An 11,309-nucleotide genomic window follows, 5' to 3' on the forward strand; every position below is an offset into this window, starting at 1 on the left:
CTGCTACTTTTTGTTTATCACCAGCCCCTCTGAATTAGAACCGGCAGAGGATCAAGGGTTCGTCTTCTCTATTTTGGAGGCCGATAGCCAAACCACACTGGACGCGCTATCTGCCAGCACAGACGAGTTAAACCGGCTCATTGATGATGTGCCAGAAATTGATAATGTCTTTATTATTAATGGCTCAGGCGGCACCAATAATGCCATCGCTGGTATTGTGCTTGCCCCTTGGGATGAGCGTGAGCGCAGTACCCAAGCCATCTTAGAAAACGAGATTCAGCCCTTTATGGAGAGCCAGCCAGGCTTAAGTAGCTTTGCATTGGTGCCACCTTCATTACCGTCTCCAGGCGGTGGGACACCGGTTGAGTTTATTATTGGCTCGACCCAACCTTATGAAGCCATCAATGAAGTCGCTAATAATATCGTTGGCAAAGCGATGCAAAGTGGACGCTTTATCTTTGTGGATACCGATCTAAGTATCGACCGTCCAAAGCAAACGGTCAACATCGACCGTGAAAAGGCCGCTTTGATGGGTGTGAGCATGCAACAGCTCGCGGCCGACATGGGCTCACTGTTATCCGGCGCTGACGCTGGACGGTTTTCACTGGATAACCGCTCATACCGTGTAATCCCACAAGTCGCGCGTAGTGAGCGTCTTACGCCAGATCAACTGCGTCAGTTTTATACCCGCAACCAAGAAGGTGAGCTGATCCAACTTTCGACCTTAGTGACCTTGGAAGAAAGCGTTCAGCCACAAGCGCTGCGAGGCTTTCAACAACTCAATGCGGTTAAAATCTCGGGCGTCCCACGTCCAGGTGTCCCCTTAGGCGAAGCGCTAGGTGTATTACAAGAGATCGCCGCAACCGAATTACCAGCTGGGTTCAGTGTCGATTATGCAGGGCAATCGCGGCAATTTATGAGCGAAGGCCAACAACTGGTCGTCACCTTCTTCTTTGCCCTGGTGGTGATTTTCTTAATCTTGGCGGCGCAGTTTGAGTCGTTTAAAAACGCGATCATTATTTTGGTCACGGTCCCCATGAGTGTGTGTGGGGCATTGATATTTATCAGCCTTGGTTTTACCACGCTGAATATCTATACCCAGGTCGGTTTGCTCACCTTGGTGGGGCTAATTGCAAAACATGGTATCTTAATCGTCGAGTTCGCCAATCAGTTACAGCAAGATGGGCGCACGAAGCGCGAGGCGATTGAAGAAGCGACAGCGATCCGTTTACGCCCTATCTTGATGACAACGGCCGCGACGGTTCTCGCCATGATCCCGCTCTTGATTGCCTCAGGAGCCGGTGCAGGCGCGCGTTTTGCCATGGGGTTAGTGATTGCCAGTGGGATGACACTGGGCACCTTGTTCACCCTGTTCGTGGTACCCGCGATGTACTTGTTCTTAGCCAAAGCGATTACGCCGACGCCAACTGAACATATGGTATCAACGGAAACAAACCACGACGCCTAACCTTCCCACATCAGGCCACAGCGCAAAACACTGTGGCCTGATTTCATTATCCAACAAACCGCGCGAGCACGAACTCCACCAGCAACCGCACCCGCAGCGGCACGTGCTCCCGATCGCGATACAACAAAAACAGCGTTCGTGCTTGGCTCCGCCATGATGGCAACACCCGTTGTAGCGCTCCTTGTTCAATCAACGGTAATGCGGAGTAGTCAGGAATGTAGCCCATCCCAAAGCCTGCCTGCACGGCATGGGTCAGCATTTGAATTTCGTCAACTTCAGCCCGAATACCCGTCGTGGCTTGATAGTCATAAGCSTCACCGGTTGTGTCGTGCTCTAGCTGCCAAACGGTCATTGGGTGACAMAGCACGACAGGTTTGCCCACCAGCTCTTTKGGTGATTGAAGCTGACCATAATCACTCTCTGGGCTCGCGCAGACAATAAAGTGAATATCGGTTAATGGCCGTGCGATCCAATCTTCCACGACCGGATTACCGACCCGAAACACCACATCCATTCCTTCGCCTTCAATATCAACCAGTGTGTTAGAAAAACTCAGATCAAGCTGAATCTCTGGGTAGGCGCGCATAAAATCAAACAAAACAGCGCGTAAAAACTGTTTACCGGCATTAATAGGGGCGCTAACACGGATCTTACCTTTAGGATGCTGCTTTTCGCTCAAGAGTTCATCACTGACCGCGTTCAGTTCATCAAAAAGACTCGCAGCGCGTTCGAAATAGCGATGACCCGTTTGCGTGAGCGAGATACGATGGGCATCACGATTGAGTAACCGCAAGGCCAGATCCTGCTCAAGTTGACGAATTCGCCGGCTTAAGGTCGATTGAGGCATCGACAGCTGTTGCGCTGCGGCTTTAAAGCTGCCTAACTGGGCAACAGTACAAAAGTAACGTAAATCGTCTAGCGAATAGTTAAGTTTCATTATTGGCATTTACCGTTCTGATATTGCCGGTTTATTCAAATTTTGAAACTTATACACTAGCGCACATCGTTTAATAAGTCAGGTATTGATATGAATACAACGTCGATTTGGAAAGCCATCGCCCTACTCATTTTATGTGCGTTTTTTTGGGGCAGCACCTTTCCCAYCGGTAAGGATGCTTTGAATGAGGTCAGTGCACTCACGCTTGTTTTTTGGCGATTTGGGATCGCGGCCATTTGTCTGGCTCTGTATCTCAAAGCAACCCGAGCCAAGATCCCCCATCTCAGTGGCAAACAATGGCTATGGGCAACTACCGTCAGTGCTGTAGGCATTGGAGGGTTAAATCTTTGCTTGTTTACCGGGCTTGAATATACCCAAGCCACCAACGGCTCATTAATTATGGCGCTCAGCCCGTTAGTCACCTCTTTCATTGCCTGCGTAGCAATACGCGCACTTCCGCGCAAAGGGCAAGTTTTCAGTTTGGTGGTCAGTTTATCGGGGGTATTATTGGTGATCACCGACGGACAGTGGGATGTTTTACGCAACCTCAACTTTAATCAAGGCGATCAGATGATTTTCACCGGCATGTTCGCGTGGAGTGCCTATACCTTTTTCAGCCAAGGGATTGGTCGTTGGATGCCTGTCATCCCCTATACCTTTTTGGGTATGCTCAGTGGCGCCACGGTCATCGGCGTGATGTGTGCGATGACAACTAATGTACATCCCTTTGGTGAGGTGATAACCGCCAGCCCAATCACGGTTTCAGAGTTACTTTATATCGGTGTGCTAGGCACCGTCGCGGGCTATTTGCTCTGGCTTAACGGTGTACGCCACCTTGGCTCAGCCAATGCGGCCCTATTCTTTAACTTTGTACCGGTGTTTGCAGTACTCACCGCGTTCTTGATGGGACAAGCGGTCAGCCAAATCCAAGTTTTAGGGATTGCGATTGTTGTTGCCGGCTTGCTGTTGCCTCGCTTACCCCATCCTGGTCGCTGGCGACTTGCGCTGTCACGCTCAGCTTAAACGCCATTAAATAAAGCAATAGCCTTTGCCGTGGTCGGTTTGCAAGCGCTCAGGCGGCAGTCCAGCGTCAGCGAGTTTTTTCCGAACACGGCTTAAATGCATATCGAGGCTGCGATCATCAGGCGTAAACGTTTTTTTAAGCACCTGACGATAAAGGAGTGACTTACTCAACGTAGTATCTTTATGCTGCGCAAGAAGCCACAAGAGTTCGAATTGTATGGGTGTTAATTTGACCGCTTGGTCATCCACTCTGACTTGGTGTGTGTCTTGGTGCATCCAGAGATTATCAACTTGCAGCTGGCCTGATGACTCTTTGATCACCACCATGGCATGGCGACGATGCATCGCAATCGCGGTGCGCAGCATACACTCATCAATATCAATAGGGGCAGATAGCACATCTTCCGCCCCGGCATTCAGCGCGGCCACGCGATCAGCCGCCGCTTGACTTGCCATTAAAGCAATAAACGGGCACTGCTCGCTCAACCAGCGCAAGGTTGTCATTTGCGCCTCTCCCTCAGGCACCCAGCTAATCAATTGCACAGCATCCCAATCGGGCATTGGATCATCAGGGCCAATCACAGTCACATCGCAGCCGTGATCTCGCAGCCGAGCTTCGAGTAGCGCGATAAATGACTGATCTTCTGGGCCGCGCACGACAATGGCGGGCTTAGTTTTGGAGAAAAACGCCTGGTGCATCAGTGGTCCTATCTAAACGTTCACGTCACATCAATGGCTGAACCCTATTTATCGTCATTGTCACTCAAAAAAGGATTCGCCAAGCTATTCATTGTCTTACAGTATTAGCCTGTAAAGCAAACGGGTTTACGTCGACTTAAGCGTTTTCGATCCCTCATAGCGTGGGAATGATGACAAACTCAGCAGCCGACCACTAAAAGCGATCGACACGATACGGATGCATATCAATATCCGTGTGTTCCTCATCTATCATTTGTCCCAACAATTTTCCGGTCACGGGGCCCAAGGTAAAACCTTGATGACCATGACCGCATGCCAACCACAATCCCTTTTGGTCTGGCGCCGGGCCGATCATGGGCTTCATATCGGGTAGGCAAGGACGCCCACCTTTCCAAGGGCATGCATCAAGACGTTCACCAAGCGGATAAAGCGAACGCGCAACCTGTTCAGCGGCATTAAGTTGGCTCTCGTTAACTGGCGCATCCACTGTTGTCAGTTCCGCGCCTGTCGTCAGGCGAACACCAGCACGCATCGGCGCCAAGAGGTACCCGATTTCCGCATCCATAAGCCAATGGTTCAGTGGTGCTTTTTTATTACATGCATAGTGCATGTGGTAGCCGCGTTTAGCAAACAAAGGCACCTGAATTCCCAGTTGATCCAACCAATACGATGACCAAGGCCCCATCGCCATCACCACCTGGTCAGCGTGTAGGCTTTCTTTGGTGGTTTGAATGAGCCATCCCGAGCCTTGCCGTGTTAAGCCTGTTAACGAAGCATGTTTAATGGCTCCTCCTTTGCATTTTACATCCGCGGCGTAAGCTTCGACCAGGGCGCCGGGATCGGTGACGGTCCAAGGCTGCTTCCAATGAATCGCCCCCACAATAGACGGAGACAAACTCGGCTCTCGCTGTGCAAGCTGTTGACGGTTTAACACATCAAACTCAACACCGAATAGCGTGCTGTCAGACGCTGTTTTTGTCAGTTCTTCATCAAGCGCTTTTTGGGTACGGAACAGTTTAAGGTAACCGGCTTTGCGAATTAACGCTTCCGCCCCCGCAGACCGTATCATCTCATCATGCGTATCGAGTGATTGCATTATCAAGGCTGCGTATTCAGGGACAAGCTTTCGATAATGCTTATCACTGGAGTAATGCCAATATTGCAATAACGCGCGAGCCGCTCGAATCACACTGCTAGGACGATAGCGAATATCCACCGCACGGTTCGGCAACACCCGCAGCAAAGTGGTGAGATCACGCGGAAAGGCATAGGGCCGAACGGCTTCACGTTGAATAATGCCTGCATTGCCAAACGATGTTTCTTGCCCTGGAGGCACGCGATCGATCAAGGTGACGGCATACCCTCGTTTAAGTAAATGCCAAGCCACGGATACACCGACCATTCCGGCCCCTAACACCACGACCTGCTTCGTCATACTTCACTCCCTGAATGATGTTATTTTTTGTTTTGTTGTTAAAACTGTTGAATTTTCACCCTTAAGTTACAAGCTTTGCGCCAGTAGCGATAGTGGTCAAGGGGGCTTATGGTTACTATTTTCTCTGAAGTGTGTAATAGTAGTTTGACTATAATCAGGCACAAAAGGACGTTGTAGGCTGACGACCAACCCAGGTGAAGGTAGTTAACACATACCTATCCATGGGCTGGCAAGCGCCACTGATACAGCGCAGGAAAGAACATCATTGATATGTCGAGCTTACTAAAAAACCTTGATCATGCTGTGGTGCAGCTTGATCAGGCAAGTTCAATTGATAAACCAAGCTGCCAGTTTCACGTGATTGATATCTGTGAGCAAGTCCTGACGCAAGAGGACGGCATTAGCGCTCTATATACGCGTATCCATACGCTCAATGCAGCTGGTCTCTTTGAAGGTACAGACTGGGATCACCCAGAATACCTATTACCCAATTTAGTGCCGGCAACACTCGCACATGCGGACAAAGCCACCGTTCTACTAGATTGCCTCAGCCAATTAAGAATGCTAGCTATTGTTGAGGGTAAGAGCCCCCCTTCGACTTTCTCAGCCCAAGAGGCTCATCAGTTTCTTGCCAAAGTACTCAGTCTTAATTTGTCACTCATCATGGGGATCACCGACGAAACTAGTCGTATCCGCCTTGGTGAGATGGCACCCGCTATCAGTTCACTATACCGGTTTCTTCTCACGCATTTAGGCTACGAAACCATTCTTAGCGAGTTAGTTGATGAAGTCTGGCGTGTTCTCGCCCAACGCCCTATTCAGGTCAATCCGATAAAAGCGATGATCACCCAGATATCTATTCTTGTTTCTCAAGAGCAAGTCAACCTTGGTGAAGCAAAACTCGGGATTGACCGTCTGGTAAGCGCGCTATATGGCCCGACTCAAGGTTGCTATGACGATCCGGGGCTCGATGCCTATTGCCAACGACTAAACGCCATGGATAACAACTCCCTCCAACAGGAGGCGATGGGCTTTGCACGCGCGATGCACGATGTCGGCTTGGCGTCTGACTATCACGCCACCTTCTTACGCTGGCTACTCGACAACCAAGGCAGTGACATACTCCCCACCGCGCTAGGGCTCAGTAATACAGGGGTAGATTGTCTCGTGACCTATCGTCAATTGGTCCACACATTGATTCAAGAAGCTGTCTATCCGCAGACCGCACAAGCAGTCTATGGGCTGGCGATGCTGCTTGAGCGTGGGGTATTGTTTGACGCGCCCGTCGCACCGAGTCTATGGCGGCAAATTTATTTAAATTTACATCCGGATGTTGCCGCCAGCCTAACCCTCGCGTTTGGCGATCAACTGCCGGCGCGGGTACATCTTCTTGCAGGCGTGATGTCAGTGCTTGGTCAACCGCTTGGTGTGGCACAAGGAAACAATCCAACTTGCCAATCTGCTCGAGCCATCTCAATGTGGGCCTATAATGATCCCGATTATCTACTCAACTGTATCGTTCAAGTCGCCTGTAATACAAGCTTACGCATGCACTTTGAAGGTAAAACATTGGACTCACACACGTTGCTACAAGGCCTAAGCACAGCATTGCCGTTTGACACCGATCCTGTGTCCGTGGTCCTCGTCCCTCATCTCGACAAGCTTTATATTGAAATGGGCCGTTGCTGCGTCAGTCGAGAGCAAGATCCCCACAAATGGATAAACCCCGAATTTCACGGCTGGTATGTCGGGCGCGAATTTATGATTGCGGTTGACGTTAAAACAGGCCTACTCAAAGATTTCGATTGCTTTATCGAGCGTTTTTATCGTAGCTATCATCCTTTATACAATGGCAACATTCCTGTCATTCATCCTCAACCCGTTGGAATTGCAGTGACAAGCAGTCAGGGGCGATTTATTGGATGGCACGCTGTTACTTTGATTCGTGTCGCATTCGACCAAGACAACGTGATGCGGGTCTATTTTTATAACCCGAATAACGACAGTGGCCAAGATTGGGGGAATGAAGTGGTTGTTTCCACCCAAGGAAAAGGCGAACAATACGGCGAAGCGTCGCTACCTTTTGAGCAGTTTCTCTCTCGGCTTTATCTTTATCATGACGACACCATTCAAGTCGGGATAAAAAGCTCACTGCCAGATGAAGCCATTGCCGATGTAAAACGAATGGCTTTAACAAGCTGGGCGGCAGATCGTATTAGCTGATGAAAGCCAAAGAGCATTGTATTTGCGATTTGTTTAGGCTAATTCCCGAACAAATCGAGGCGATTTCCCTTTAATCAGCGCATCGTGACCCCCATGTATTTCATATGTTTATCCGATAAGTGAGGCTCCATTGATGAATGCGTCCCCTTCACCGTTAAAAACACCCCCTCATACCACCAATGCAGAGGGAGAAACGCGCTGCGTCGGTGTTGAACTTGAATTGAGTGGTATGGAGCTAGACACCATTGCACAGCTCGTTGCAAAACATTTATCCCTGACGGTTGAGCATGGCGGCCGTTACGACCGAAAACTAACCGGTGACAATGCGGGTGATTGGATCATAGAGCTTGATTACGCCAAGCTAAAACGCCTTGGACGGAACGATCGAAGTGAGAAGACTCTCGCCAATCAAATTGACCAATCCGCGGAAGAAGTTTTAGCTTGGGCAGCTAAAATGGTCGTACCGGTCGAAATAGTCAGCCCACCGCTTCCGCTTGATCGACTTCAAGACGTCGATAGACTGATTGAGTTTCTGCGACAACAAGGTGCAGAAGGCACAGAGGACAGCCCTGTCTATGCATTTGGGATGCAGCTTAATCCCGAACTGCCCGACTTATCCGCTCACACTATTAATGCGCATCTGAAAGCATTTTTATGCTTGTATGATTGGCTAATTAAACGTGCCGATATTGATTTATCCCGTCGTCTCACAAGCTATGTCGATCCGTTTCCAAAAGCGTATATCACGCGTGTTCTCGCGCACGATTATTGGCCCGATCGCGACACCTTGATTGCCGATTACCTTGCTGATAATCCGACGCGTAATCGTGCGCTAGATATGCTGCCACTCTTCACTCACCTCGATGAGAAACAAGTGAATCAGGCGCTCAATGATGGCCTGACAAAAGCGCGCCCCACGTTTCACTATCGTTTACCGGATAGCAAAGTAAGTCGTCCACAATGGGGGATCCATGAGGCATGGAATGATTGGGTAGAAGTAGAGAAACTTGCCGCAGATTCAAAACGACTGACAGCTTGCTGTGATGCTTATCTTGCTCACTTAAACGATCCATTATCACGCATTACCAATAACTGGGCGGAGAAAGTGAATACGCTATGGGTAGACCCGTTATCGCAATAACCGGCCCCGACAAAGGTGCCTTCTTACCGCGTTTTTTCGTTGCCACCGCGGTGCGTCTTTATGGCGGGCAGCCCCTACAGTTGCGGCCAGGTTCAATATTTAAGCCTGATGATTATCACGGTGTGGTGATCACAGGCGGCCACGATGTTGAACCTGTGCTGTATGCTGCTGAGCCCGAAGTGAAACCAAACTACGATCCCGAACGTGATGAACTAGAGAGCGCAGTAATCAAAAGCGCGTTAGCCAGTCAAAAGCYGCTGTTGGGCATTTGCCGTGGTGCGCAACTTCTCAACATTTGCTTAGGCGGCACCTTGCACCAAAGCTTACGCGAACAGCGCAAGAAAACCTCTCATCGCTGGACAATATTCCCGATGAAAACCTTGTGTATATTGCGTGATGTTAACGGCCATATACAGCAACGGTTGGGGCAAGGTAGGCGCAAAATAAACAGCCTACACAACCAAGCGATTAACGAGTTAGGCGAGGATTTAACGGTAAGCGCACGTGATTTAGATGGTATTGTGCAAGCGATTGAGTCGCCCAAGCGCCCCTACACATTAGGCGTACAGTGGCATCCAGAATTTTTGCTTTATTTTGGCTGTCAGCGTGCGCTGTTTAAGGGCCTAGTCGAGCACGCAACGCGCTTCCAGCAGCGACAAGCAGCCTCTCAGTAAACATGGTTGTTATCTGGTGAAAAACAAAAACGCCGAGGCACGTCTGCTCGGCGTTATCGATTTTACCCTTAGCAAAAAGTATCAATATACAAGGCTTCGACCTTATCGCGTGCCCACTGAGTTTTACGCAAAAATTTCAGCGATGATTTAATAGATGGGTCATTATGAAAGCAATTCACACGAATACGCTGATAAAGACCGGACCAGCTATAGTGTTCTACCAGTCGCGTTAAAATGGTTTGTAAGCTAAGTCCGTGAAGTGGGTTATTCGGTTGTTCTTGCATACTCGTTCTCACGTTTTGATTGGGCGCACAACGCACACGACTAGCCTCGCTAGCCAATAAAAGCGCTACTTTACGTGACGATGAAAAAAAAGGCGAGATCAACACCGGTAGCGCGCCAGCTTATAATCAAGGTTTAGCTTAATCGCCGGCCATTCGCTTTCGATAATCGAGAACACAACCGTATCGCGGAACACACCATTAACGATCTTGTGGTTTCGCAACACACCATCTTGTTTGGCCCCTAAGCGAGCAATCGCCGCGCGTGATGCCTGATTCAACCAGTGAGTGCGAAACTCAACCGCAATAACCTCCAAGATTTCAAATGCATAAGCGAGTAATAATCGCTTGCACTCGGTGTTCACCGACGAACGATGATAACGGCTAGCATACCAAGTGTAACCAAGTTCCACGCGCTTATTAGCGGCATCCGCATTGGCCAATCGCGTTGACCCAATAACTCGCCCCGATTCTTTCTCAACCACGGCGAACGGCAATGCTTTGTCTTTCGCTTTCTCGTCCAAGGCGCTAGCGATATAGTGTTCCACTGATTCAGCGTTCGGGACGGAGGTATACCAGAGCTCCCATAGCTTTCCATCCGCGGCGGCTTCGGCCAAAGCCTCCGCATGCGATGCAGACAAAGGTACCAAGGAAACCGTGTCATTATGCAATATGATGTCATCTTGAGTAAAAAAGCGTTCCATGCTCATGTTTCATTCCTGATGGTTAGGTAAGTTGACGTGATATAACGGGTTAACGGGCTGATCAACAAAGTAAGCCCATACATGGTCATAGACGGCATGCTGATTTGGATACGGCGCCAAGGCTTTTGCTTCATCGAGTGAGCACCAGCGAAACTCGGTGTGTTCATCATTAAGCGTGATGGCTTGGTTATCATCACACATCACCACAAACACAGGGATAAGCTCGATCACATTCACTGACGCTTCGTAAAACTGCTCCAAAAACTGCGCGTTATACAAGTCAGCCACCGTAATCTGGGTCTCTTCGCTAAACTCACGGACGATGGCGTCCACTCCGGTCTCACCCGCTTCAATCGAGCCCGCAACATGGCACCAGAAGCCACCTTTCACTCGCTTCATCAGCAGCATTTTTATTTCTCCCTCAATACGAGAGAGCGCCACGCCAGAAACCACAGAGGTATTCACAGGGATCATCATTTCTCCTCGGCTTCACATGCCGCCACTTTGGCGTATACCACAGTACTAGAAATCGTGCCGCTAGGTAGGATACGGTCGTTGGTAAGCATCGCTTCTTGATGATACCCACAACGCTCGGCTACCGCGCGGCTGCGGGTGTTTTCGTAGGCGGTTTTGATTTCGACACGCTTGGCATTAAGGTCATTAAACGCATACCGCTCTAGCGTCCTCACCGCTTCGCTCATATAGCCAAGGCCTTCTTTAGAGC

12 protein-coding genes are annotated in these 11,309 nt (G+C 49.7%); 5 read left to right on the plus strand and 7 right to left on the minus strand.

Annotation, left to right across the window (positions count from 1 at the left end; all coding sequences use genetic code 11):
- A partial coding sequence (locus tag BZG79_RS06340) for an efflux RND transporter permease subunit (protein ID WP_199877584.1) occupies positions 1 to 1,468 on the plus strand: 1,468 nt, incomplete at its 5' end.
- 46 nt (positions 1,469 to 1,514) lie between these two features.
- Here BZG79_RS06340 and BZG79_RS06345 read toward each other — a convergent pair.
- Complete coding sequence (locus tag BZG79_RS06345; RefSeq protein ID WP_077773989.1) at positions 1,515 to 2,405, minus strand: LysR family transcriptional regulator; 891 nt, start codon at positions 2,403 to 2,405, stop codon at positions 1,515 to 1,517.
- Between the two features lie 90 nt (positions 2,406 to 2,495).
- Between BZG79_RS06345 and BZG79_RS06350 the strand changes: the two genes are divergently transcribed.
- Positions 2,496 to 3,428, plus strand: coding sequence for a DMT family transporter (locus tag BZG79_RS06350; protein WP_077773990.1), 933 nt, complete (start codon positions 2,496 to 2,498; stop codon positions 3,426 to 3,428).
- A 6-nt stretch (positions 3,429 to 3,434) separates the two neighbouring features.
- Here the strand turns inward: BZG79_RS06350 and BZG79_RS06355 are convergent, their stop codons facing one another.
- Both BZG79_RS06355 and BZG79_RS06360 read right to left on the minus strand, forming a co-directional pair.
- Complete coding sequence (locus BZG79_RS06355; RefSeq protein ID WP_021023700.1) at positions 3,435 to 4,127, minus strand: response regulator transcription factor; 693 nt, start codon at positions 4,125 to 4,127, stop codon at positions 3,435 to 3,437.
- 193 nt (positions 4,128 to 4,320) lie between these two features.
- Entirely contained in the window at positions 4,321 to 5,562 is a 1,242-nt protein-coding gene (locus BZG79_RS06360) for an FAD-dependent oxidoreductase (protein WP_077773991.1), read from the minus strand.
- Between the two features lie 270 nt (positions 5,563 to 5,832).
- Between BZG79_RS06360 and BZG79_RS06365 the strand changes: the two genes are divergently transcribed.
- From BZG79_RS06365 to BZG79_RS06375, 3 genes are all read left to right on the plus strand, one after another.
- A complete protein-coding gene (locus BZG79_RS06365) occupies positions 5,833 to 7,785 on the plus strand; it encodes a hypothetical protein (RefSeq protein ID WP_077773992.1) in 1,953 nt (650 codons plus the stop codon).
- 133 nt (positions 7,786 to 7,918) lie between these two features.
- Positions 7,919 to 8,926 carry an amidoligase family protein gene (locus BZG79_RS06370; RefSeq protein ID WP_077679314.1) on the plus strand — a complete coding sequence of 336 codons (1,008 nt, stop codon included), beginning with the start codon at positions 7,919 to 7,921 and terminating at the stop codon, positions 8,924 to 8,926.
- The gene (locus BZG79_RS06375; protein WP_077773993.1) at positions 8,902 to 9,600 is read left to right on the plus strand and encodes a type 1 glutamine amidotransferase; all 699 of its coding nucleotides are present in this window, start codon (positions 8,902 to 8,904) and stop codon (positions 9,598 to 9,600) included. Before BZG79_RS06370 ends, BZG79_RS06375 begins: the two co-directional genes overlap by 25 nt.
- A gap of 68 nt (positions 9,601 to 9,668) precedes the next feature.
- Here the strand turns inward: BZG79_RS06375 and BZG79_RS06380 are convergent, their stop codons facing one another.
- From BZG79_RS06380 to BZG79_RS06395, 4 genes are all read right to left on the minus strand, one after another.
- Complete coding sequence (locus tag BZG79_RS06380; protein WP_021023695.1) at positions 9,669 to 9,884, minus strand: VF530 family protein; 216 nt, start codon at positions 9,882 to 9,884, stop codon at positions 9,669 to 9,671.
- Positions 9,885 to 9,982: 98 nt separating this feature from the next.
- Positions 9,983 to 10,591 carry a GNAT family protein gene (locus tag BZG79_RS06385; RefSeq protein WP_077773994.1) on the minus strand — a complete coding sequence of 203 codons (609 nt, stop codon included), beginning with the start codon at positions 10,589 to 10,591 and terminating at the stop codon, positions 9,983 to 9,985.
- Positions 10,592 to 10,594: 3 nt separating this feature from the next.
- On the minus strand, positions 10,595 to 11,059 hold the full coding sequence (locus BZG79_RS06390; protein ID WP_077457088.1) for an NUDIX domain-containing protein: 465 nt from the start codon (positions 11,057 to 11,059) through the stop codon (positions 10,595 to 10,597).
- Positions 11,059 to 11,309, minus strand: a 251-nt coding sequence (locus tag BZG79_RS06395) for a GNAT family protein (protein ID WP_199877585.1), incomplete at its 5' end; no start/stop codon positions are given. The genes BZG79_RS06390 and BZG79_RS06395, both read right to left, overlap by 1 nt.

The organism is Salinivibrio sp. MA427 (genome assembly GCF_001996115.1).
In the GTDB taxonomy this organism is placed as follows: Bacteria; Pseudomonadota; Gammaproteobacteria; order Enterobacterales; family Vibrionaceae; genus Salinivibrio; species Salinivibrio costicola.